This window comes from Vulcanisaeta distributa DSM 14429 (assembly GCF_000148385.1).
In the GTDB taxonomy this organism is placed as follows: domain Archaea; phylum Thermoproteota; class Thermoprotei; order Thermoproteales; family Thermocladiaceae; genus Vulcanisaeta; species Vulcanisaeta distributa.
The window spans coordinates 2,084,655-2,107,598 of record NC_014537.1 but is presented as its reverse complement, the minus strand read 5'-3'; the positions used below and the strand labels follow the sequence as shown (position 1 = coordinate 2,107,598).

23 protein-coding genes are annotated in these 22,944 nt (G+C 44.8%); 14 read left to right on the top strand and 9 right to left on the bottom strand.

Annotation, left to right across the window (positions count from 1 at the left end):
- The first annotated feature begins 6 nt into the window (after positions 1–6).
- The 4 genes from VDIS_RS11090 (at position 7) to VDIS_RS11075 (ending at position 2,780) form a co-directional block, all read left to right on the top strand.
- Positions 7–813, top strand: coding sequence for a nucleotide-binding protein (locus tag VDIS_RS11090; protein WP_013337349.1), 807 nt, complete (start codon positions 7–9; stop codon positions 811–813).
- 35 nt (positions 814–848) lie between these two features.
- Positions 849–1,190, top strand: coding sequence for a hypothetical protein (locus tag VDIS_RS11085; protein WP_013337348.1), 342 nt, complete (start codon positions 849–851; stop codon positions 1,188–1,190).
- Positions 1,177–1,680, top strand: coding sequence for a Rossmann-fold NAD(P)-binding domain-containing protein (locus VDIS_RS11080; RefSeq protein ID WP_013337347.1), 504 nt, complete (start codon positions 1,177–1,179; stop codon positions 1,678–1,680). Before VDIS_RS11085 ends, VDIS_RS11080 begins: the two co-directional genes overlap by 14 nt.
- A gap of 233 nt (positions 1,681–1,913) precedes the next feature.
- On the top strand, positions 1,914–2,780 hold the full coding sequence (locus VDIS_RS11075; RefSeq protein ID WP_013337346.1) for a KaiC domain-containing protein: 867 nt from the start codon (positions 1,914–1,916) through the stop codon (positions 2,778–2,780).
- A gap of 51 nt (positions 2,781–2,831) precedes the next feature.
- Here VDIS_RS11075 and VDIS_RS11070 read toward each other — a convergent pair whose 3' ends face one another.
- Positions 2,832–3,266, bottom strand: coding sequence for a hypothetical protein (locus VDIS_RS11070; protein WP_013337345.1), 435 nt, complete (start codon positions 3,264–3,266; stop codon positions 2,832–2,834).
- A gap of 65 nt (positions 3,267–3,331) precedes the next feature.
- The gene (locus VDIS_RS11065) at positions 3,332–4,525 is read right to left on the bottom strand and encodes an acetyl-CoA C-acetyltransferase (RefSeq protein ID WP_013337344.1); all 1,194 of its coding nucleotides are present in this window, start codon (positions 4,523–4,525) and stop codon (positions 3,332–3,334) included.
- A gap of 129 nt (positions 4,526–4,654) precedes the next feature.
- Here VDIS_RS11065 and VDIS_RS11060 point away from each other — a divergent pair, with 129 nt between their 5' ends.
- The 3 genes from VDIS_RS11060 to VDIS_RS11050 all read left to right on the top strand — a co-directional run bounded on the left by VDIS_RS11060 (position 4,655) and on the right by VDIS_RS11050 (position 6,228).
- On the top strand, positions 4,655–5,059 hold the full coding sequence (locus tag VDIS_RS11060; RefSeq protein ID WP_013337343.1) for a Fur family transcriptional regulator: 405 nt from the start codon (positions 4,655–4,657) through the stop codon (positions 5,057–5,059).
- A gap of 85 nt (positions 5,060–5,144) precedes the next feature.
- On the top strand, positions 5,145–5,618 hold the full coding sequence (locus VDIS_RS11055; RefSeq protein WP_013337342.1) for a rubrerythrin family protein: 474 nt from the start codon (positions 5,145–5,147) through the stop codon (positions 5,616–5,618).
- Between the two features lie 10 nt (positions 5,619–5,628).
- Positions 5,629–6,228 (top strand): DUF3501 family protein, encoded by a 600-nt coding sequence (locus VDIS_RS11050; protein WP_013337341.1) that lies wholly within the window; start codon positions 5,629–5,631, stop codon positions 6,226–6,228.
- Between the two features lie 59 nt (positions 6,229–6,287).
- On the opposite strand, the gene VDIS_RS11045 is transcribed toward VDIS_RS11050, so the two are convergent.
- The 4 genes from VDIS_RS11045 to VDIS_RS12730 all read right to left on the bottom strand — a co-directional run bounded on the left by VDIS_RS11045 (position 6,288) and on the right by VDIS_RS12730 (position 11,680).
- On the bottom strand, positions 6,288–7,634 hold the full coding sequence (locus tag VDIS_RS11045) for an MFS transporter (protein ID WP_052885948.1): 1,347 nt from the start codon (positions 7,632–7,634) through the stop codon (positions 6,288–6,290).
- Positions 7,635–7,865: 231 nt separating this feature from the next.
- Positions 7,866–9,740 (bottom strand): Glu-tRNA(Gln) amidotransferase subunit GatE, encoded by a 1,875-nt coding sequence (gene gatE, locus VDIS_RS11040; protein ID WP_052885947.1) that lies wholly within the window; start codon positions 9,738–9,740, stop codon positions 7,866–7,868.
- Between the two features lie 136 nt (positions 9,741–9,876).
- A complete protein-coding gene (locus VDIS_RS11035) occupies positions 9,877–11,163 on the bottom strand; it encodes an MFS transporter (RefSeq protein WP_013337338.1) in 1,287 nt (428 codons plus the stop codon).
- Positions 11,164–11,497: 334 nt separating this feature from the next.
- The gene (locus VDIS_RS12730) at positions 11,498–11,680 is read right to left on the bottom strand and encodes a hypothetical protein (RefSeq protein ID WP_013337336.1); all 183 of its coding nucleotides are present in this window, start codon (positions 11,678–11,680) and stop codon (positions 11,498–11,500) included.
- Between the two features lie 226 nt (positions 11,681–11,906).
- On the opposite strand from VDIS_RS12730, the gene VDIS_RS11030 reads away from it, so the two are divergent.
- The 5 genes from VDIS_RS11030 to VDIS_RS12725 all read left to right on the top strand — a co-directional run bounded on the left by VDIS_RS11030 (position 11,907) and on the right by VDIS_RS12725 (position 16,895).
- Positions 11,907–13,361 (top strand): RtcB family protein, encoded by a 1,455-nt coding sequence (locus VDIS_RS11030; RefSeq protein WP_013337335.1) that lies wholly within the window; start codon positions 11,907–11,909, stop codon positions 13,359–13,361.
- 83 nt (positions 13,362–13,444) lie between these two features.
- Complete coding sequence (locus VDIS_RS11025) at positions 13,445–14,116, top strand: 30S ribosomal protein S7 (RefSeq protein ID WP_013337334.1); 672 nt, start codon at positions 13,445–13,447, stop codon at positions 14,114–14,116.
- Positions 14,117–14,380: 264 nt separating this feature from the next.
- The gene (locus VDIS_RS11020; protein WP_052885946.1) at positions 14,381–15,403 is read left to right on the top strand and encodes a replication factor C small subunit; all 1,023 of its coding nucleotides are present in this window, start codon (positions 14,381–14,383) and stop codon (positions 15,401–15,403) included.
- 6 nt (positions 15,404–15,409) lie between these two features.
- Positions 15,410–16,717 carry a replication factor C large subunit gene (locus VDIS_RS11015; protein WP_013337332.1) on the top strand — a complete coding sequence of 436 codons (1,308 nt, stop codon included), beginning with the start codon at positions 15,410–15,412 and terminating at the stop codon, positions 16,715–16,717.
- The gene (locus VDIS_RS12725; RefSeq protein ID WP_148678336.1) at positions 16,665–16,895 is read left to right on the top strand and encodes a hypothetical protein; all 231 of its coding nucleotides are present in this window, start codon (positions 16,665–16,667) and stop codon (positions 16,893–16,895) included. Before VDIS_RS11015 ends, VDIS_RS12725 begins: the two co-directional genes overlap by 53 nt.
- Here VDIS_RS12725 and VDIS_RS11010 read toward each other — a convergent pair.
- Together VDIS_RS11010 and VDIS_RS11005 are read right to left on the bottom strand one after the other, a co-directional pair.
- Positions 16,876–17,559: a trimeric intracellular cation channel family protein gene (locus VDIS_RS11010; protein WP_013337330.1), complete on the bottom strand. Its 684-nt coding sequence runs from the start codon at positions 17,557–17,559 to the stop codon at positions 16,876–16,878. The two genes, VDIS_RS12725 and VDIS_RS11010, sit on opposite strands and share 20 nt — an antisense overlap.
- Positions 17,560–17,606: 47 nt before the next feature.
- The gene (locus tag VDIS_RS11005; protein WP_013337329.1) at positions 17,607–18,734 is read right to left on the bottom strand and encodes a family 1 encapsulin nanocompartment shell protein; all 1,128 of its coding nucleotides are present in this window, start codon (positions 18,732–18,734) and stop codon (positions 17,607–17,609) included.
- A 111-nt stretch (positions 18,735–18,845) separates the two neighbouring features.
- Here VDIS_RS11005 and VDIS_RS11000 point away from each other — a divergent pair, with 111 nt between their 5' ends.
- A complete protein-coding gene (locus VDIS_RS11000) occupies positions 18,846–19,511 on the top strand; it encodes a sulfite oxidase-like oxidoreductase (protein WP_013337328.1) in 666 nt (221 codons plus the stop codon).
- A 5-nt stretch (positions 19,512–19,516) separates the two neighbouring features.
- Positions 19,517–20,386 carry an ARMT1-like domain-containing protein gene (locus VDIS_RS10995; RefSeq protein WP_013337327.1) on the top strand — a complete coding sequence of 290 codons (870 nt, stop codon included), beginning with the start codon at positions 19,517–19,519 and terminating at the stop codon, positions 20,384–20,386.
- Here the strand turns inward: VDIS_RS10995 and VDIS_RS10990 are convergent, their stop codons facing one another.
- On the bottom strand, positions 20,387–22,282 hold the full coding sequence (locus tag VDIS_RS10990) for a hypothetical protein (RefSeq protein WP_013337326.1): 1,896 nt from the start codon (positions 22,280–22,282) through the stop codon (positions 20,387–20,389). It lies immediately after the preceding gene.
- Between the last annotated feature and the right edge of the window lie 662 nt (positions 22,283–22,944).

The window sequence follows — 22,944 nt, the reverse complement described above, 5'->3', positions numbered from 1 at the left end:
TTAATGATGCTTAAACCCAGGTTTGTCGTCGTATCATTCTTCAGCGGACTAAAGGGTGGGACTGGGAAGAGCACCTTGGCCAGTAATACTGCCATAGCCTTATCACAGGCCCTAAAGAGCAACGTACTCCTCATAGACCTTGGGATGGATTCCACCGCGACGTCGAGCAGGATATTGGGTGTAAACCCGGATAAGCATGGCGCCGCGGATTACATAAACGGTACCGTGGATGATGTGGACCAAGTGATTTCCAGGTCCCCAGTAATGCCGAGTGTTTACGTAGTACCACCAGGCATGCTCAGGACGTGGCAACTCAACGTAGACCCGGAGACCACGCAGGTTAGGTTCAGTAACCTCATAAATCATTCGGTGATGAAGACCGTGGCTCAGGCCGTCATTATTGACTTACCGGCGCACATGGATCAAGCAATAACCGTGAACTCGCTGCTTCAGTCATCAATAATTAACATAGTGCTTGATTATGCCACATACAGCGACTCGGTAGCCCAGGAAATAGATAAATACTTCATACAACCAATGCTGTTGAAGGGCTTTAAGAAGATAGTCAATATAGTTTTAAATAAGGCGATACCCGGCCTTGACGTTATGGAGTCCAAGGTAAGGAGCTTCATACATAATGGCGAGTTCTTCGTACTACCCATGAGCCCCATAGTCCACTATCTAACATCGATAATGAAACCCCTTATCATGTATTCACCAAAGGGTTCACTGGCGGATTTCAGGATCCCCTTTGATAAGTATGTGGATACGCTGACCAAGCAAATAAAGGCAATACTCACGGGGACCTACTAACCAGTCCTTTTAAGTAAATAGTTACTATTGAGTTAATGAGCAATCCTGTGGACCTATTCCTAAGCAATGTGAGGAGGGAAAAGGCTGAGGGTCAGGTAAGCACCCGCGAGCAAACCACGGCACAGCCTCAACAACAGGCACCACCGGCCACCGGGCAGAACGTACTTAGGACATTGCTTGAGGAGGTTAAGAAGTTAACGAAGATTGAGAGGGCAATACTGGCCCAGGAGATGTTTGGTTCCGATGACGTGTTTAGGCAGGTCACGGTTGATGATTGGGTGAAACTACTTGAGGAACGCGTGGGTAGTGAGTACGCGAACGCCTTTAAGACGTGGGTATCCATCATAAGTTGCGGTGGATCGAATGAACGTAGATAAGCAGGAACCTAAGGACATATGGAAGATAGATAGGAGGGTTAAGATTGATGAGGTAAGGAAGACAAAGCTCAGGGTAAAGCCCATTAATGTAAAGGTCATTACACTGGGCAAGGAAGAACAAAGGCTAATAAAGAAGTGGAGTTCCGAATGCGCCGGACCACTCAGGGGATTCTGCACCACCGTCCTCATCAAGCTCCTCACATACTTCACGTCAAGGTCCATCGACGACCTACTGAATGAGGTAACAAGGAAAGGCCTTAGCCTTGAGGCAACGCTCATCCTGCTCAGCCAGTATGATCTGGTGAATAATGACGACACGCTAATAAGGAGTTATTTAAACACGGGAAACACGGATATCAATCTCCTCATAAACATTTTATCAAAAAATGGCATAAATATAAAACCAGAGGATCTTGAACAAATAATTCAATCAAGTAAAGATAAGGTAAAAAGAAGATCAAGATTATTTCCCAAACTCCTTAAACATTAACCCACCTATTTTTAAACATCCTGAGGAATTACCGCTGTTAAACATGTCCATTAATAAGGACAAACGTATTCTATTTCTATTAATCTCATGATTAAATTAATAGTGTTAATGAATTATAAATATAAGTAATAAAATTAAAATGATCAAATATAAAATACTTTTATTAATAACTCCACAATCTAAATCAATAACCAGGGAAAGGTTTAACAACACCAAGAATAATTCAATACCATATGCCCATTCCTAGGGTTAGGACCTACGTACCGGGTCTTGACGAGATACTGTATGGAGGCATCCCAGAGAGGAGTGTCGTCCTCATCTCTGGCGGGCCCGGTACTGGTAAGTCCATATTGGGTAAGCAATTCCTGTATAATGGGCTTGTGAGGGATGAGCCCGGAGTCTTTGTGGCGCTTGAGGAGCACCCCGTCGCCGTTAGGAGGAGTTTTAGGCACTTTAATTGGGATATAACAAAGTTTGAGAAGGAGGGTAAGTTCGCGATTGTTGATGCGTTCACAGCGGGCATTGGCTCCGCATCTCAGAGGGAGAAGTACGTCGTTAAGGATGTGGATAATGTCCACGAGCTCGTTGACGTACTTAGACAGGCAATTAAGGATACGGGCGCCAAGAGGGTGACCATAGATTCCGTGAGTACGTTATACCTAACGAAGCCTTCCATTGCCAGGTCAACGGTGATGCTCCTCAAGAGGGTGATCGCGGGCCTAGGCACGACGGCGCTCTTCATAAGCCAAGTCTCAGTTGGTGAGCGTGGCTTTGGTGGGCCTGGTGTTGAGCATGCCGTTGATGGTATCATTAGAGTGGACCTTGATGAGATAGATGGTAAGTTGTATAGGTCAATAATTGTTTGGAAGATGAGGGATACTAAGATCTCGATGGTTAGGCATCCAATGGATATAACCGATGAGGGTGTCGTTATTTACTGGGACAAGTACCTAAAGTTAACAGCAACCTCAGCATCAATACAGCCGTTACCCAAGGAGGAAGTTGATGAAATGAGGAAGGCTATTGAGGAAACGGAGAAAGCAACCAAAGAAGTTAAGGCCATAACGCGTGAAACCGAGGAAGAGGAAGAAGAAGGGTAGGGATTCTCAATCAATCATTATAAATTAAATATTTTAATACGCGATTCATTACTACGAACTTAACTCCCTCAATGCATCATTAAGTAGCTTCTTAACCCTCTCTATCTTCTCCTTCAGTTTGCCCACGTCCTCGGCGGATATGGTTCCAGCTAATTCGCTTGGTAACTCGATTTTGAAGCCCTCCTTAGAAAGTCTCTCGTACGCCTTTAACACTAGTTGACCAGCCTTCGTCTCACCCCTGAGGTGTTTACGTATTGTGGCTTCAGTCACGCCAATCTCATCAGCTATTTGCGAAATGGGCATGCCAGCCTTATCCCTAGCAAATGCGGCAGCCGCAGTGTAAAGACTATCAACCCAGGTAAGTCTTTCATGGGGATTCTTAAGTGCCTCCAGCGTCTCTGATGAGAATAGAGACATTACAAGTAATGCACTTTCGAGTTTCCTAATGTCCTCCTTACCCATTGGTTTGAGTGGTATCTCAAACATACAATACTTTACAATGCAAGGTTGCAGTTTTAAGTTTATTTCAATTTAAATTGAAAGTAAACCACTCAAGCCCTTTGAATAATTATTGCGTAGCCCTGCCCACCGCCGACACATGCCGTTGCAAGTCCATACTCCTTACCGGTTAATTGCAGTTGCCTAGCCAGGGTACCAACTAACCTTGCCCCAGTCGCGCCAAGTGGGTGTCCAATCGCTATGGCTCCTCCCTTAATGTTCACTCTATTCTCGTCAATTCCCAATTCCTTAATGGCATTTAACGTAACCACAGCAAAAGCTTCATTTATCTCCCATAAATCTATATCCTCAACCCTAAGCCCAGCCTTTGCCAACGCCCTCCTTGATGCCGGTACTGGGCCCTCACCCATTATCGATGGATCAACAGCAGCCCAACCCAGCGACACAACCCTAGCCAGCGGCTTTAGACCAAGCTCCTTAACCATCTTACCTGACATTAAGACCACTAACGATGCACCTGAGTTAAGAGGCGCTGAATTACCAGCTGTTATTACGCCACCAGGTTTAAAAGCAGGCGGTAACTTAGCCAGGGCCTCTAACGATGTATTCGGCCTAACGCTAAGGTCCCTATCAACCACAATCTTTTGCCCATCCTTAACAACCTCTATCGGGAGTATTTCGTCCTTGAAGTAGCCCTCCTCGTAGGCCTTGGTAGCGAGCATGTGGCTCCTATACGACCACCTATCCATCTCCTCTCTACTTATCTTCTTGAGAGCCGCCAATTTCTCGGCGGTTAACCCCATCACATAACCAGTGGCCATGTCGTACATTGCGTACTCAGGATTCGTGGCTAGCTCAAGGTGTGGGACTATATACGGGTTATTGTACATGGGGACTCTGGACATGTGTTCATAACCACCGGCAAAGACTATGTCGGCCTGTCCAGTCCATATTTCCATCGTACCAATACCGATCGCGTCGAATGAAGAGGCGCACTGCATGTCAACTGCCATGGCAGGTATGGTGACTGGGAACTTTGCGAGGAATACCGGTATCCTACCGCCCATGCTCCAATTATCACCGCCCTGTAATGCATTGCCGACTATCACATGGTCAATCTGTTCAGGCTTTATGCCAAGGTCCTGCACGGCCTTAACAAACAATTTTGAGATAAGGGTTGGCCCACTTATGTCGTAGAATACGTCAAACTTCGGATCCTCCCTCTTAACCCTTGAGAATGCTGTTCTCTTGAAATAGACTATGTATGCCTCCCTATCCTCACCCATTTTGGTCGGAGTTTTCAAGATTATAACGAGTTAATATTGCTTACCTACATATAGATTATATAGTGTATGTCTTAAGTAATGCAGATTAGGCGTAGGGATTTTATTACCAGAAGAAGGTTCTAATTCGAAATGGGTAATATCAACGAAATAATCGAGCTGTTAAGGAGTAAGGGACTCAAGGTTACGCCACAGAGGGTGGCAATACTGCAACTCTTAATGAATGGCGGTCACTTCACGATGGATCAAGTACTCAACGAATTAAGGAAGATTGAACCCAACATAAGTATATCCACCGTATACAATACATTAAACACCCTCGTTAGGCTGGGTATCTTGAGGTCCTTTGAGGCTGATGGTAAGACCTGGTATGAAATGCGTAAGGATCCTCATATTAATGTCATCTGTGAAGATACAGGTCAAATAATGGATGTAGACATTGACGTATCTGCCATAGAGAGGGAGGTGAGTAAGCTAGGTATTGAGATTAAGGACTTGAATGTAATAATTCGAGGTAATTGTCGAGGTACTTCATAACTAGGTTGAAAATAATTACTTCTAAAAGTAAGTTCTAACCCGAAATATTTATTAATTAGCGAGCAACAAAATCCCTGGACCCAGTATGAGTATAAAGAGAGTTCCAAAGGGTACGAAAACCTATGAAAACCTGAAGATAGCATTCCAGGGAGAGTCCATGGCAAACAGGAGATACCTATACTACGCAAGAATGGCTAAGCAACTGGGGCTTAATGACATAGCCGAGATCTTCGAGAAGACCGCTAATGCTGAGACAGGGCATGCCTTTGGGCATTTAATGTTCCTCGGTGTTGACCCAGTCGCGGAGATCGAGATAAATACAATAGAGGATGCCCTGAGAGCCTCGATATACGGCGAGACCTACGAGTGGACACAGATGTACCCAGGTTTTGCTAAGGTGGCTAGGGAGGAGGGCTTCCTAGAGGTTGCTGAGTGGTTTGAGGCTGTGGCTAAGGTGGAGAGGTTCCACGCAAATAGATTTAACGAGGCACTCGAGAAGTATTATAAGGGTAGGGGCGTTAAAACGGAGGTTGAGGACGAAACACTGGGCAAGTTATAAGGCGTTCACCATGGCAAGTGATCTATTTAAAATCATAAATCACCTCTACTTACCATCACAATACTCAAGCATGAGAGAAAGAATCTACGAACTAGTGAGCAATTATAAAGCAAGTAGGTATGTTAAAATTGATGATAGGATAACCGTACTCTTCGAGGATGCAGTAACCGTGTGGTTCCAAATAGAGGAGACTGTATACCTAGAGGGTGTTGATGATGAATCCATACTCAGGGAGGCCGTGAGGACCTATAGCCCAATGGTGCCGAGGAAGGATGAGATCTCATTAACGGTGTTTATCCACGTATTTAACTACGATGAATTAAGGAATTTATTACCCAAGTATAAGGGTATTGAAAATACCATCAGCATAAAAATTAATGACCATGCAATACCTGCCAAGCCAATATACCCAGAGGATTACGGACCAAACGCACTGCCCAGGAGCATTCATTACCTTAAGGTTAGCGAGGCGGGGCTTGACTCAATGCTCAGTAATGCATCTTCGGTCGCGGTCTCAATATCGCACCCAATGGTGAATAAGACCGTGAAAATACCCAGCGATACCCTTGAATCGCTTAAATACTCTGTCAAGGATATTTCCTGGCAATAATCAACGAAGATCCCTAATTTTTAAAAATATAAATTCATTTAGGGGCAATTAATACTGGGCTACCTTGACAGCTTCTCCACGACTATTTGCGACGCCTTAGGTCCCAGTAATCCAACGTCAAGGAATACCACTATGGCGAGTATTAGCACTATTGTGTACATAGTCACGGCGCCGTATGTAGTCAATACTATTGGTAGTAATGTTAACCATACGTAATTACCCAACCTACTTACGCCATATTGAACACCATCTGCGAAGGCCCTAATCCTAGTTGGGTAAAGCTCAGCGGCATATTGGTGAAAGGCATTCGAGAATATGTTAGCTAATAAGGCAAATAGAAAGCCGGTACTCACGGCTTCCGCTGGGGTTGATGAGAGACCGAAGGCTAGACCGACAAAGCCCATGACCAGCATTATGACTGCAGTTTGCCACTTTCTATCAAACTTAACACTATCTATTATGAATATAGATACTAATGAAGAAATGAAGTAACCGGTGTATATGAGTAATGAGTATTGAAGCGTCTTCACTAATGTTATGCCCTTAACAAAGAGCACTGACGGAGCCAATGATGCAAAGCCGTAATAAACCCCAGTCTGCAGGAACTCGAAGACCCAGAGCATTATTGTTCTCCTTTTATACTCGCCCTTAAAGAGGTCACTTATTGGTACTCTCTGTACTGTAGTGACCTCAACAGGTATTGGCGGTGGTAATTCACCTTTTTCTCTTCTGGCCGCTTCCTCGAACATACCCACTATCCTATCAGCCTCTTCATACCTACCCCTACTCTCTAACCACCTTGGTGACTCCGGTATTAAGAACCTCCATGGAACTATCAGAACGACGCCGATACCCGCAATTATATATAGCCATTGCCAGCCGTAGAGAATGTACTTATGCGGTAATAAAGCGTAGGCAAGGGCAGCAACTACTATTGGCGCTATCCAGGCAGCCGTATAAGCCCTAGCCAATGCCCTACCCCTAATCTTAGCTGGGAAGAATTCTGTAGTCATCACATCAACCACAAGTATTGACTCAGGACCAACGCCAAGGCCCGTTATAAACCTCATTAAACCATATAAGTATATATTTGGCATGAATGGTGTTATTAAGAAACCAATCCCCGCTATAGCCATGTTGACTATCAGGGCAGTCCTCCTACCCATGGAATCGCCAATATACGTGAACAATACACACCCAACGAAGGCGCCTAGGAAGAATATGGCGACAGTATAGTAAATTGATGTGGCAAGGGGTACGTGGAAGTAAGAAGCCAAGGGAACCGCGACAAAGCCGCCAACGAACCAATCATAAAGCTCAAAGAACTCACCAAGAGTCAGAAGAACAAGCAATTTAGTGTGCATTGAAGTCCAGGGCAGTCTTTCTAAGCGACCGGCCACTGGAATTCTGGAGCCCATGGTGGGGCATAACTATATAAAATATTTTTATGCCTTATCAGTCAGTTGATATAAAATATATAATTACGATAAGTGTAAATAAAAACACAGGGTAGGAATGTTGCCCATAATTTTATCATTGGCACTAACCTATAACGCATAATTAACCTTGAGTTTTACCTATTACATTTACATTATCAAATGATAAACTGATGACTCAACAAATAATAATGCCAAGAACTATTTACTACCCTGCGACTTCTGGTACTCATCTATCGCGGCCATTATATCGCTTGGGTCAGCCCTACCCCTTAACTCCTTCATCAACGCATTCATGAGCTTATTCCTATCGCTTATGCCGAGCTTGGGTGCCCTCTCCATTACGTACTTCCTAACCTCCTCAGGGCTCATCCTCCTCAGCCCCAGTTTATTGATTATGTCGCTGATGGGCTTGTCAGGTTCCTTACTCCACGCCGCTATTATGTCGGGTATCGCCTCCTTGGTTATTACGCCCTGGGCATACTCATTGAATATCGCCTTAAGGTGATCCTCGGTTATCACGGACACGTCAACACCATCCCTCTGGAGCGACTTCATGGTGTTCACGACTGTGTTAGCTATTAACGTGGCTGATACCCTGCCCTGGAACTCACTTATTAGGTAATCAATTAGGTCGTAAAATGGGGACTTTATTACCTGCATCGCTAATTCCCTACTCATGCCATAGCTGACGTACCTACCCACCCTGGACTCAATGGGTTCTGGAATCAATGCCTTGGCCCTCGCCAGCATTTCCTCGGTAATCCTTATGGGCCTAAGGTCAGTCTCTGGATACATCCTCGCGGCGCCGGGTCTGGGCCTCATGAACCTTGTCGTGCCGTCTGGGTTAGCCGCCCTCGTTTCCTCAGGAACACCGTGTAATGCCTCCCTGATTCTGTCGATTATTACGTCCACGGCATCCACCAAGTCCCTATCCGACGTACCCGCAAGGAGTATGAATGAATCAACACCAAGCCTCGAGGATACCCTGGAAACCTCCTCAGCTGTTATTCCATAGCCAGGTAATTCATCGCTATGTATTAGGCCGGACAGGCTTGTCCAGACCCTAACCCTATCCGCCAACTCCGTGCCAAACCTCCTATTTGGCTGAACCTCCTTACCCAATATGCCCTTTAGGCCTGGCGTCTTTATTGCTATCACCTTACCGCCACTATCGAGGACCTTCCTGATTAGGTTGGATTTGGTGGATGAGAATATGTCGGTGACATCAACGAAATCCTTAACAAACCAGTCCTCCCTCACGCCCCTCTTGATTAATTCATCACGGATAGCCAATAGATTTAATTGGCGCTGAACCTCGTACTCAATGACCTTGGGTATCAGGCTGAGGTCTGGAACACCCTTAATCTCCGTCTTAGCACCGCCCTCAATGGATACATTCACGTCCTGCCTAACCGTGCCAAGACCCCTCTTGGCCTTACCCGTCATCTTAATGCTATGCCCAATGTAGTAGGCCACCTCCATAACCTCCTGAGGGCTGTACGTGAGTATTCCCGTGGATATCTCGATAAGTGGTATACCGAGCCTATCAAGCCTATAAACAACTGTGTCACCCCTCTCCTCAATCTTCCTAGCCGCATCCTCCTCAAGGGCTATCGTCTGTATGGGCACCTTATAATCAAAGAATTTAGCGAGACCATCATGCGCAATAAGCATGGTCCTCTGGAAGCCCGAGGTGTTTGAACCGTCTATGACCGTCTTCCTCATTACGTAAACCTCATCAAATATCTTGGCATTAAACATCATGGCAACGGCAAGGGCAACCTCAAGCGAGTCAGGGTCTGGGTCATGTGGCGGCTCCTCATCGAGCTCCACGAGGCATGTGGTGTCGTAATAACCCTCATAAACGAAGGTCCTATGCTTCCTAAACTCCCAAATAGCCGCCGGATCAACCTCACCAAGCTCACTCATACTAGGTCTCAACCTCCTAATAACCCTAAAATGAGGCTCATCATTCCTGACAATCGGCGGGCAATTACAGAATAACTTCCTACCCGTATTCAATTGAACATGTATCTCCAAGCCAACCTTAAGCCCAACAGCCCTATAATCAATCGGCATAATGCTCATGACTAACCTCCATACCTATTTAATTACTTAACGCTATTACAACACCACAACCACTCTAGAGGACTGTCACGTATTAATTAAGTTCCTTAAGTCTTTGCCTGTCCATTATTTGGGTTCGCCCTTATTTCTCCCCATCTTTCCTTTCCTCGAAACTTACCCTGCCGTAAACTATATTAAATATGAGAGATGCCATTATTCCTGTTGCCATGGCGGTTATCATGGCTTTTGGTGCGCCAATAACCGAGCCTATGAAGGCCCAGATAATGGCGCTTGTTATCTGCGATGCTGTGAATAATACCCATGCAGATGAATAAACAATTCCAAACTCACTACGTGGAACTATGGAAATGAGAATACTCGTAACCGCCGTGAAGAATGCATTAATGAATATGTTATAAATGAGGTTTACCATGAATAGCAGTGGTACGGCAATAACCATGCCCCTAATGAGCATGGGTATCACGCCGAAGCCTAGACCAATGATTAATGCTGTGGTTAAGATCGCGTAAATAACCCTTAACCTACTGACCCTAAACCTAGGCGTGAGCATAGAACCGATCATCGCACCGGCATAACCAAATACACTGTCAATACCTGCAAGTAGGGCCACATTGTAATATAGAGATAATATGCTGTAACTCAGTACGTCAAGAGATATTATTGATAAGTAAGTGACCGTTATCGTCAGGATTATAACTTTAAAGCCGGTATTCCCCTTAAATAACTCCCCAAACCTAACAAAGCCCCGCCTAATGACTTGGATATTCGTATCCTCGACAACTCTACCCTGGTGCCTTACCGAGGCAAGTGGCATTATTGATGCGGTGAGGAATAGCGCCGAGGCGAGGAATAAGTACTTAGCTATTTCAATGCTTAGGTATAGTAGGTACCCCGAGACCACGGCTAGGGCTATGGACATGATCGATATTAATGTATTGTTAAGTGATGTATATAGTGTTATCTTCTCATTATCATTATTGAGCAGTTCCTTAACCAATGCATTCCTAACAACATTAATCGCTGAGAGCATGCCTAAGGCTGCCATGGTGATTATGAGTATTATGATTAAGCTAAGGCTATTGATACCAATCATGCTCAGCGTCAGGAAGGCTACCATAAAAAGCACGGACATTAACGCATTACCAATTATTAACGCCTGCCTTTCACGGCCGAATACGTCAATTACCACTCCACTGAATAATCTCATCATTGATGCTGGTACGAGTAATGCATAGGTTAGGGCTACGCCGAAGATCCTCATGGTATCAAAACCCAGGATGAACACCACAAACAGCACTATACCCCTCGCGGCATAAACAAAGACATTAGAATAAACAAGCAAAGCCACATCCCTAATGCTTAGGATATTTCGGTACCTATTAAATAGGCTATTTAGTAGCTTAGTCATAGCCCTCTTTACTAAATGCCAGGCATGCTGCTGTTTTTAAGTCATTATTTATGATACTTAACCCACCATAGTAATTTATCCTTATTAATCATTAACGTCCCATCATTATTTAACCTATCGATTCTATCAATGTCCTCGTATAACTTAATCGTACACTTATTTAATGTTCCATTAGGCATCACTATGAGCGAGTTGAATCACAATGCATAGCATATATACGGTAATGATAACTCAAAAGGCTTTGACCCAGGCGACCTTGCGTATCCCTTAACCTCCTTAACAACACCATCACTGACTGGGTAAACCCTATCATCATTTAGTTCACCTAACCTCGCTAGGACCTTATGTGGAAGAAGAACTTGCCATCGTCTCTTAACGTCTCGGCGAATTTCTTAAGCAGGGACTTAACGCTCTCAACATTATCCCTATGAAGGTGGACCCTAATGACCATCCTAAAGTCTAGGTCTGAGTTATGAGCATTAATTACATTGTTCCATACAATGTCAAAGGCCAGCAAACTTTACCTAACCACTAATATGGCAGTATTATAGTCTTAAGGTTCCTAAGGTAATTCTTAACTTATTAATTGGAATTTATCAAATAATTTTAACTATAAACTTACTTATAATGAGGACAAAGTTTATATTTATATCATTAAAGACCATGCATTAAATACATGCTATTAACCTAACTGGATATAGGGTGAAGTTTTATTAACCCATTAATGAATTAATGACTTAATCATGGTTCCACCGTTAAAGAAAATAAGCGATTATGTATGGGAGATACCGAAGGGGTATAAACCATGCATGAAGGTGCCAGCTAGGATATTCGCCGATGAGACCCTACTTGAGAAAATGAAGACAGACATGACACTGGAGCAGGCAGCCAACGTCGCATGCCTACCAGGCATTTACAAGTACAGCATTGCACTGCCGGATGCGCACCAGGGCTATGGATTCCCAGTGGGCGGTGTGGCTGCCATGGACATGGAACAAGGTGTAGTGAGCCCAGGAGGAATTGGCTACGATATTAATTGTGGCGTGAGACTTCTTAGGACAAATCTGACGGAAAAAGACGTTAGGCCTAAGTTAAGGGAGCTCGTGGACACGATATTCAAGTTAGTCCCCGCTGGCGTTGGTGAGACTGGGTTGCTTAAGCTGTCCTTTGGTGACTTGGATAAGGTGCTTGATGAGGGTGTTGATTGGGCGTTGAGTAAGGGCTATGGTTGGGGTGATGATAAGAACTTCATTGAGGAGTTTGGGCATTATGAGGGTGCGGACTCGAGTAAGGTTAGTCAGAGGGCTAAGGAGAGGGGTAAGGATGAGCTTGGTACCACTGGCAGTGGCAATCACTTCATTGAGATTCAGGTCGTTAATAAGATATTCGATGCAAACCTAGCCAAGAGGCTTGGTATTGAGCAGGAGGGTCAGGTAATGGTCCTAATACACACCGGTAGTAGGGGCCTTGGTCACCAGGTCGCCACTGACTACATAAGGGTTGCGGAGAATAAGATGAAGCAGTGGGGCTTATTCCTGCCGGACAGGGAGTTGGCGTCGATGCCCCTTAGCACTAGGGAGGCTCAGGACTACCTGGCGGCCATGAAGGCCGCGGCTAACTATGCATGGACAAATAGGCAAATAATAACGCACTGGGTTAGGGAGGCCTTCAGGAGGGTCTTTGGTAAGGACCCGGACAAGCTTGGCCTTGAGATTGTCTATGACGTTGCTCATAACATCGCTAAGATTGAGGATCACGTAATTGATGATGAGGGTCACGTCAGGAGAGTTCTCGTGCATAGGAAGGGGGCTACGAGGTCATTCCCAGCGGGTAGGCCGGAGATACCGCCTAAGTATAGGGATATTGGGCAGCCTGTCCTGATACCCGGTAGTATGGGTACGGCATCCTACGTATTGATTGGTTTACCAACGTCATTCCAGGTAACCTTTGGCACAGCACCGCATGGGGCAGGTAGAACGTTGAGTAGGTCTGCCGCCGTTAGGATGCTACCACCTAATAAGGTTAGGAGTGCCTTAGAGAATAGGGGCATCATCGTGAGGTCCGCCGAGAGTGAGATAATATCTGAGGAGGCGCCTGAGGCGTATAAGAACGTTGATAAGGTTGCCGAGGTAGCCGAGTTAACTGGAATGGCTAGGAGGGTCTCTAGGCACGTGCCCATCGGCGTCGTTAAGGGATAAGTAAAAATCAGCCTCCTTACGGTTACGTCTAACTAGGCCGTGCGGCAAATCTTTAAAAAGGTATTCGTCTCTTATCCTGCGTAATGAGTAGTGATCAGGGAATTACACTGTCTAAGGAGACCGTCACTTACCAAGTTGGTGGTGTAACAATAATTGAGGAATGCCCAAGGGACTTGAAGACCCTCGATGGCGAACCAATTAAGTTATTTGGTAAGTGGACTTTCGAAAACGTCATTGTTAGGGACCCAGGCCTTAGGAGGTACCTGTGCCTAAAGCCCATGTACCTACCACACACAAGCGGTAGGTATCAGAAGAGGAAGTTTGGTAAGGCTAAGATACCAGCCATTGAGAGATTAATGAATCAATTGATGCACCCAGGTAGGAATGCTGGCAAGAAGCATAAGGCTTACAACATTGTCAAGAGGGCTTTCGAAATGATACACCTAAAGACTGGGCAGAACCCAATACAGGTCTTTGTGGACGCGATAGTGAATGCGGCGCCCAGGGAGGAGATTACGAGGGTTGTCTATGGTGGTATTGCATACCCTGTATCAGTCGATGTCTCACCACTAAGGAGGCTTGACCTAGCCATCAGGTGGATAACCGAGGGCGCCAGGCAGTGCTCCTTCAATAATCCCAAGCCGATCGAGGAGTGCCTGGCTGATGAGATCATAGCCGCAGCGCAGAATGATCAGAAGTCATACGCAATTAGGAAGAAGGATGAGATGGAGAGAATAGCCGCAAGTGCGAGGTAAGTGCTCAAGCTTAGTTGCTACTCATTAGTACCTAAGTACATGCCTTCATTACCTTCATTTTCTCTCAATGATATTGGTAGGGCAGGTTAAGGAACCGTTTATAGTGTTCATGAACCACAATAATCGCCTATTTTATTTACTTACTTTCTAAGATAACCACCAGGTTAACCTACACACTCTCTATTAATAATACCCACTAATCATCCTAACTACCCAGGAGGAATACTTATTTAACCAATTAATTCATTATATATCGTAATGTCAATCGCAGAATTAATATGGGTTGAGAAGTATCGTCCTTCGAGGATTGATGACATTATTGACCAGGAGGAGGTCAAGGAAAGGATTAAGCAGTTCCTAAAGACAGGTAATATGCCGCACATGTTATTTTACGGTCCTCCTGGTACTGGTAAGACTACGATGGCTCTTGCCATTGCCCGTGAGCTTTATGGTGATGCCTGGCGTGAGAATGTTCTCGAGTTAAATGCAAGTGACGAGAGGGGTATAACCACCATTAGGGAGAGGGTTAAGGAGTTCGCGAGAACGGCACCGATGGGTAAGGCGCCGTATAAGCTTGTAATTCTTGATGAGGCTGATAACATGACGTCGGATGCACAGCAGGCTCTTAGGAGGATGATGGAGATGTATGCGAATGTGACTAGGTTTATACTCATTGCTAATTACGTGTCTAGGATCATTGATCCAATACAGTCCCGCTGCGCCATGTTTAGGTTTTCTCCTCTTCCTAAGGATGCTGTTCTTGGTAGGCTTAGGGAGATTGCCTCGAAGGAGGGCGTTAAGGTAACCAATGAGGCATTGGAGGCCATATGGGACGTAAGCCAGGGAGACATGAGAAAAGCAATAAACACGTTACAAGCTGCCGCGGCTACGGCTAAGGAGATAACACCTGAGGTTATTTATAAGACGGTGGGTTACATAGAGCCTAAGGACATAGTTGACTTGGTAAACACGGTATTTAGCGGTGACTTTGTTAAGGCTAGGGATAAGTTGAGGACGTTAATGTATGAGCATGGTGTGTCTGGTACGGAGATACTGAGGGCTATACAGAGGCAAATAATGGGTGGGGCCATTAACGTGCCTGATGAGGCTAAGGTTGAGATTGCGGAGGCTGCTGCCGACATTGATTATAGGCTTACTGAGGGCTCTGATGAGGAAATACAGCTCTCAGCCTTCCTGGCTAAGTTAATGCTAATTGGTAAGAAGTATGGGTTGGGGGCTGGTAAGGAGGTTGGTAAGGAAACTAAGGCACCTGCCAAGAGGAGGTGATTTTGATTGTCAAGGAGAATTCCCTGGGTTGAGAAGTACCGCCCAAGGAGGCTCTCCGAGGTTGTTAATCAGGAGGAGGCTAAGAAGGCATTGCTTGATTGGATAAATGATTGGGAGAAGGGTAAACCAAGTAAGAAGGCTGTGATGCTCGTCGGCCCACCAGGTACTGGCAAGACCACGCTTGCGTATGCCTTAGCTAATGAGAGGGGTTACGAGGTCCTTGAATTAAACGCGAGCGATGTTAGGACTGGCGAGAGAATTAGGCAGGTGATGGGAGGCTCAATGAAGATGGGATCACTCTTTGGTTTTAAGGGCAGGATCATACTCTTCGATGAGGTTGATGGCCTCAACGTCAGGGAGGATAGGGGTGGGTTGGCAGCCATTGTGGAGTTGATTAGGGAATCCACCTGGCCCATAATAATGACCGCCAATAATCCATGGGACCCCAAGTTTAGGGAGTTGAGAGATGAGGCTGAGGTTATTCAACTGAAGCCTCTTGATGAGGATGACATATTAACAATACTGAGGAGGATATGCAACGCCGAGGGTATTAAATGCGAGGAAGATGCTCTAAAGCTCATTGCTGAGTCATCGGGTGGTGATGTTAGGGCTGCGATAAATGATTTACAGGCAGCCGCAGAGGGTAAGAAGGTCCTGACTAAGGATGACGTTACGGTTACCGAGAGGGCTCATCAATTTGATATGTTTAAGATACTTGATAAGGTATTTCATGCAAGGAGGTTTGAGGAGGCTAGGTCAGTCACGTTCTTACCAAGCTTTGACTGGGAGAGTTATTACCCGTGGGCGCTGGATAACATACCGTCTGTGTACGCGAAGTCCGTAGAGGCAGTTAGTGAGGCCCTTGATAATTTATCACTTTCCGACGTGGTCAGGGGTAGAATAATGAAGACCCAGGAGTGGGAGTTAATGCCTTACATGCTTGAATTAATGACGGCCGGCGTCGCGTTGGTACGCAATAAACCTGCGCTTGCCAGGTTTGTTAGGTTGACATTCCCTGAGAGGATTAGGTTATTGGCTAAGACTAAGGAGATTAGGCAAATGAGGGATGCCCTAATTAATAGGCTAAGGACCGAGCTTCACGTAAGCAGTTCCGAGGTGTCATTATACTACATGCCCTTACTCAGATTAATGGCAACGAGCGACGCCTTTAAGAAGAAGCTGCTTGAACGCCTAATGAAGATCATGGGCTATTCACTGGAGAGCGTTGAGAAGACGCTCGGCATCGAGGAGGTGAGTGCCGGTGGCGAGGGTGAAGGGACTAAACGTGGGTCGACGAAAAGATCCAGAGGGTAATTACGTAGTAGCAATGGATTTAGAGACCTATGAATTATTAAGGCAATCAATTAATAAGCTAGGCCTTAATACGGAATTCATGGGTAATGCCGTGGTGGTTAGGGATAAATCGTGGAGCCGAATCAGCAGGTTGGTGAATATAGCCCGTGAGTTGGGCATTAATGTGAATGAGGATTAACACCATGCCTTGTATCTCTCGCATCTTCTGCTAATCTATATGGCGATAGGCGTATCGTCACGTAAGCCTTATCGAGACCCCTCATTATTATTATGAATCTAGTAATCACTATGATAATAGCCGTGGCAAGCACCGCAGTCTCACTACCTAATAATGACTTGAATACGAGGTATATTATGCCGCCAAGCACAGCCACCGTCGCATAGATGTCACGCCTAAATATTGTGGGGATCTCGCCGGCCAGCACATCCCTAACTACGCCACCGCCTGCCGCGGTCACGGCAGCCATCAATATCACACCAAGTATGTTAAGACCATGCTCAGTAGCAATCTCGGCGCCTACGGCTGAGAATGTGCCGAGACCAATGGCGTCTGCGTACATGAGAGCATTCTTGTATTTGGCGATGAGTGGGTAGAATATGTAGGCTATTAATGACGCCATTATTGCTATTATTGGGTAGGGCAGGTAAACGATGTTTGTTGGTGGAAGTACGCCAATGAGGATGTCCCTAATTATGCCTCCGGCAAGGGCTACTGAGGAGCCGAGGACGATACCACCCAATATGTCCAGGTTTTTCTCATACGCCTTAAAGGCGCCTGAGGCTGCGAATGCCACTATCCCAATATAATTAAATATGTTTATTAATAGGTTTACGAAACCCACGGAAGACGAAGCATGTGATGAGTATTTAACCCTAACTATACATTCAATTATCCCTGCCTAAGAATGATCACACCCCTGGGATCCTTAATTCTCACAGTCAACGTCTCCCACAATACAAAACCATGCGCCCTATCCTCAGGGCCTAAATATACCAATGCCGTGTCAACACCCACGGCTATATCGATGATTGATTGATGAGCAGATAGTAATAATGCAGTGTCATCCTTTAATTGAGGAATAATCACCACATCCTTAACCAGGGATTTAACCCTCGTTAACTCCATGACGCCCGTCCTCTCAACAACCATTAAGAGCTTTGTATACCTACCAGGACTTACGAATAATACGTACGGCTCAGGTATGTAATTACCATATAATGCATTAACAGCGCTTGATACTTCATTAACTGCTGAACCGGGCATGTCCCACGATGAAATACTCATTGACCTAACCCTAGGATTACTTAAAATATCGCTAAGTATTGCTGAGTCCTCCTCATAACCAAGCTTAATAGCCGCTTGATCAGCGGTTACCGAGTAAACCCTCTCACCCCTTGCCCTAGCGTACTCCACCTGCCTTTGCAAAATTGAGAACTTCACACTTAACTCCTTAAGTGGTATCACGGACCTAGTCGCAGTAATTGGAGGACCAATTACGACTTCGTCAAGCGGCACGGCATCAAGCCCAGGACCAGCCTCATAAACGGTTAAGTACTTCCTAAACCTCCTCACACCATTGGCAACCTCCCTAATCCTATCCTGTATGTATCTAAGTTCCTCGGGACTTAGGTTCGATGATGAAACCACGTCAGGTGGAGGATCATTGGCATTACTAGTTGAGCCCGACTTCCTCTGACCATTATTAGGGTCATTTGCCGGCAATTTAATACCCGTTAGCTCGCCGACCTCTGCTGAACCGGCCTTTAGTTGCTCAACCTGCTCAGGGTCGTAGGATTTAAGTAACGTGAGAAACTCGCCAAAGTGTGTCTTTTCCTCCTTAGCTATATCCTCAAATACCCTCCTAACTCGCTCATCATCAATGAGCCTGGATAATTGTAGGTATAGGTTTATGGCATCAAGCTCAGCCATAATAGCGAGCCTAAGTGAATCGGCAATCTCACCCTGTGAAAATTTTCTATCCTTAATGATATCTACCGGGTTCTTAGAAAACATCATATCCTAATCATAGTTTAAAAATATTTAAATATTTCCATTAACTACATGAAACGTTATTTTCGATGAAAACTAAACCTAGGACTTATTAATAGCGTTTATTTCAATCAATCCGTGAGTAATGCGATTAATGATATCCTTAAGATCGCGTTAAGTAGGGAATGCAGTAAATTAGTTTATAGGCGTGAATTACCACCAAACCAAAGGGTTATCCCTCGCTTCGTGATATACGATGTCTATGATCCTCCCGAAGATGTTGATGTATTTAGCTATAGATTGAGGGTGATGGGGCTCGTTGAGAATAGAGTTGAGATACCGTATATAGACCTAATCACGAAAGCACCCTGCGTAGACCTGGTCACTGATTTCCACTGCGTCACTGGTTGGAGCGTGTTAAATGTGGAGTGGAGGGGTGTACCAACGAAGTACTTAGTAGATATGGCTAGGCCTAAGGGCGATTACGTAATGGCTGTTGGTATCGATGGTTACACTACGAATTTACCATTGAGTGCTTTGCTTGAGGAAACAACGATAATTGCCTATGCAATGAATGGGAAAATACTGCCTAGGGAACATGGCTTTCCGCTGAGACTTGTTGTACCGTCACGCTATGGCTGGAAAAGCGCCAAGTACCTTAGTGAGTTAGTAATCATGGATAGTAACGAGCCCGGTTACTGGGAGTCCCTTGGTTACCATGATAATGGTGACCCGTGGCTTGAGGAGAGATTCAATGAGGGTGGTCTAATAATGATGAGGAGGAGGGTTAGGGTTATGAGGTGACTGTAATGCGTAGCTCATGGTACGTAAGCGCCAGTGATTGCTTGCTCTGCGTTCTTGAGTCCAGGTTCAGCGAGTTAAAGAAACTTGGAATTAACGATGCTACGTCGTTCATAGATTTGGGTAGGACTGTGATGAACTTAGCACCACTGGGTAGGGCAACGGTGTTTATTGAGTCGTTTAATAGCATGACAAGAATGCTTAGTAATATGCTTAGTAATAATGACCCGCATACTGATGAGAAATTAATGCTTGAGAGAGTTGCTGGTGAGTTAATTAGTGGGTTGAGACTTGGTGATGATGTTATTGATTACGTGAAGCTCGCTGCCTCGGCAAACTCCGTTGATGTGCCAATGAGGGGTTATAATTTTAGTGTTAAGGATTTCGTTAGGAATATACTTGAGGAACCAGCTTGGCTAGACACTGATCCTGCCAGTCTAAGAAATAGGCTTAATCATGTAGGGAGTATTGCCTACCTGGTTGATAATGCCGGTGAGTTTCAGTTTGACCTATTGCTTATTAGGAAGCTCGTTTCAATGGGTATTAAGGTCGTGGTATATGCAAGGAGTAGGCCTTACGAGGTTGATGTTACGTATGACTATATCATTAACCTTGCCAGGAATTTTGAAGCTAGGGCATTACCTGGTAATTACTCAGCCTTCTGGTATGATGATGTGGTTAGGGAGTTGATGAATTACGACTTAGTAATTTCGAAGGGACTTGATAACCTGGAAACCTTTATGGAGAAAAGGCCGGGGTTAAATAACGTATTATTCCTATTCAGGGCTAAATGCCCATTAATAGCCAGGTTATTTAATGTCGATAGTAACAAGCCGGTCATATTAATGGGGACTGAGCGTTTAAGAACCCCTGCTTAATTACCAACCATAATTAATCATTGTATTGGTTCCGCCATTAATCATTATGAAGAATGGTATCCATAAACCATTACTCAGATAAAGCCTACCACTCAGTGCAGGCATGTACATAATCACTGAACGCCCAGTACAACTTACCGTCGTTCCCTGCGAAACCTCAACACCGCCCAACCCACTTAGGCTTGACGTTCCAGTAATTACGCCATCACTGATGGAGAGCCCCAATTTAAGGGTTCCCTGGGAATCGGCATTTACCTCAATGTTATTCGAGAATGTACATGTTAATCTCCCAATGCTGAACCCACTTATGTATAGGCTTTCTTGGGTTGGGTTCGTTATATTTATTATCAATTCAGCATTTCCATTATAGCCCATCGACAACTCACCACTTACGCTAGGCCCCGCCGTTGCCCAATTACCCATTGGCACGTAAATATGCGGTGCCGTGGTTATTCCAAGACAACCGGCGGCCAATGACGGTGTTGAGTTAATGACATTTTTTAAGTACTCATTTATTAAGGCTTGAGCCTCCATCGGTGTTATCGTCCCGTTAAGCATCGCCCTGAGTATTGAGGTTATATTACCCATTATATCACTGTTAAGTCTCACGTAGCATAACATGGGCGTTGCACCACTAATTCCATGCTGCCTCGCTAAGCCCCAAATAGTGGAGTTCACATACGTTAAATAATTCCTGGTTAAATTCATGACCCAAACCGCGTAGTAAGCCTCTCCCTCATAGCCCTGGACCCTCGATTCACACTGACTTAGTACCTGTCCTATCAACGTAGTATTACCATTATTGAAGGCGTTAATCAATTCAGACCTGCACTGTAGGTATTGGTTGAGTATGTACGGTGTTAAATTCGACAAACCAAAACCATTTAATACCCTGGTTATGTTGATAAACCTCGTAATTACTACTCGCGTAGCATTTGCCTCATTGATAAGAATCCTAACCTGCCCTAGACAGGTTACGTAATTATTAACGAACTCATTAGCCCTAGCGTACACCTCAGGCTCACTTAATGACCCATTTATCAACGGTACTAATGTCTCATTAACCTCACCCACGCACTGAGTAAGTTGCTGTGGCATGGGCATCGTCGTATTTAGCAATATCGATAATTGATTGAGGGTCCCCGAAACATTCTCACTTAATAATACGACATAAGGCATCACCACCTGCGGTATCATGCGGGCCCTTACGCTTGGAGGTGTCAATAATGAAATTGTTATTATCTCAGTCTTAATGATGCTCAGTTGTTTAATTGTTGAGTTAAGCCCAGCACTCATTAACTCATTATATGCCATGTTTAGTACATTAATCGCCGTATTTAAGCCCAGGAGGGCATTAGGCGGTACGTACGGATATAAATACCTCTCCTCACTACTAAGTATTGCCACACCCATTTTCACTAAGTATGAGGCATTACTACTCCTGCTCAACGCTGATAAAGCCCTTAATGTGAAGTTGGCGATCGTTTCGTTACTCAACAAATTATTAATTACAGTACTATTTACGGCTGATGTTAGTGAAACGTAATTATTAATAACAGTCTGCGTTGAATTAGTGCGCGCACTCATTAACTGGGCGGCTAGGTTAACGGCATTGTTTAACGTGACGATAGCCTCCAGGTAATTACCCGTATTAGCGTAGTACTTAGCCTCATTAATCAACTCAACAACTGCCGTTGAATTAATACCACTTGCATTCAACGCCTCAACCCAACGCTCAGCAATAATTAAATGAACATAGTAAGAAGTGACAAGGCCTGTTGCACTAACATTCCCATTAACGCCAGCGGAGGAACTAATGCCCTGAGCATGCAGAATGGAGACACCCATAATGACCAATAGGGCGATTCCAGCGACGAGGAATACTAGTGACCTCATCAAAATTGAATTTAGGAAACAGACATATTTAAGGAAGCACCCATGAAATGACCGTGAAAAGCCAGAAATATATCTTGAAATTTAATACGCAATGCGGTGCCTTTATGCCCATACATTAAAAGATCAATGCCCACCTACTCCTCGCCATTCTGTTTAGCGCCTTCGTCATTATTGGCTTGGTAATTTATGCCGCGAACACCCACCACACTTATATTACAATAATCAATTCGCACTGTTAATAACCGTAGTTATTACATACACCGGCCCGTTCTACGTCACATTCTCAGGCACACAACAAGCCTCGAACGCCCAGGAATTATACCCAATGGGCATCATAATAAACGAGACCAACTATTACCTAGGCATCCAAAGCTGCCAAAACTAAACCACTAACCAACCGTTACTTCTTCAAAAAGACCTTACTAATAGTTCTTATCCTCATGATCCTGACGTTTCCTATACATTCTCGTGAATTCCTTATTGGCATTACCAATCCATTACAGAATATATGATTAGTTCGTACAGAGTCTTCAGACTACTTATGAATCTCACATTAAGGATAATTCACGACCCTACATATGGTAGATATATCCCTATATTTCGTAGGAACTTACCACATTAACACTTCCTGTCACTATCTTACATCTTAAACGAGACCACGC

Excerpts from the sequence above, each read along its gene's own strand:
- VDIS_RS11030 (WP_013337335.1), top strand. The coding sequence starts at position 11,907 with ATGGTTCCACCGTTAAAGAAAATAAGCGATTATGTATGGGAGATACCG.
- VDIS_RS11060 (WP_013337343.1), top strand. The coding sequence starts at position 4,655 with ATGGGTAATATCAACGAAATAATCGAGCTGTTAAGGAGTAAGGGACTC.
- VDIS_RS11090 (WP_013337349.1), top strand. The coding sequence starts at position 7 with ATGCTTAAACCCAGGTTTGTCGTCGTATCATTCTTCAGCGGACTAAAG.
- VDIS_RS11035 (WP_013337338.1), bottom strand. The coding sequence starts at position 11,163 with ATGACTAAGCTACTAAATAGCCTATTTAATAGGTACCGAAATATCCTA.
- VDIS_RS10990 (WP_013337326.1), bottom strand. The coding sequence starts at position 22,282 with ATGAGGTCACTAGTATTCCTCGTCGCTGGAATCGCCCTATTGGTCATT.
- VDIS_RS10995 (WP_013337327.1), top strand. The coding sequence starts at position 19,517 with ATGCGTAGCTCATGGTACGTAAGCGCCAGTGATTGCTTGCTCTGCGTT.
- VDIS_RS11055 (WP_013337342.1), top strand. The coding sequence starts at position 5,145 with ATGAGTATAAAGAGAGTTCCAAAGGGTACGAAAACCTATGAAAACCTG.
- VDIS_RS11025 (WP_013337334.1), top strand. The coding sequence starts at position 13,445 with ATGAGTAGTGATCAGGGAATTACACTGTCTAAGGAGACCGTCACTTAC.
- VDIS_RS11005 (WP_013337329.1), bottom strand. The coding sequence starts at position 18,734 with ATGATGTTTTCTAAGAACCCGGTAGATATCATTAAGGATAGAAAATTT.
- VDIS_RS11085 (WP_013337348.1), top strand. The coding sequence starts at position 849 with ATGAGCAATCCTGTGGACCTATTCCTAAGCAATGTGAGGAGGGAAAAG.
- VDIS_RS11070 (WP_013337345.1), bottom strand. The coding sequence starts at position 3,266 with ATGTTTGAGATACCACTCAAACCAATGGGTAAGGAGGACATTAGGAAA.
- VDIS_RS11065 (WP_013337344.1), bottom strand. The coding sequence starts at position 4,525 with ATGGGTGAGGATAGGGAGGCATACATAGTCTATTTCAAGAGAACAGCA.
- VDIS_RS11075 (WP_013337346.1), top strand. The coding sequence starts at position 1,914 with ATGCCCATTCCTAGGGTTAGGACCTACGTACCGGGTCTTGACGAGATA.
- VDIS_RS11050 (WP_013337341.1), top strand. The coding sequence starts at position 5,629 with ATGGCAAGTGATCTATTTAAAATCATAAATCACCTCTACTTACCATCA.
- VDIS_RS11080 (WP_013337347.1), top strand. The coding sequence starts at position 1,177 with ATGAACGTAGATAAGCAGGAACCTAAGGACATATGGAAGATAGATAGG.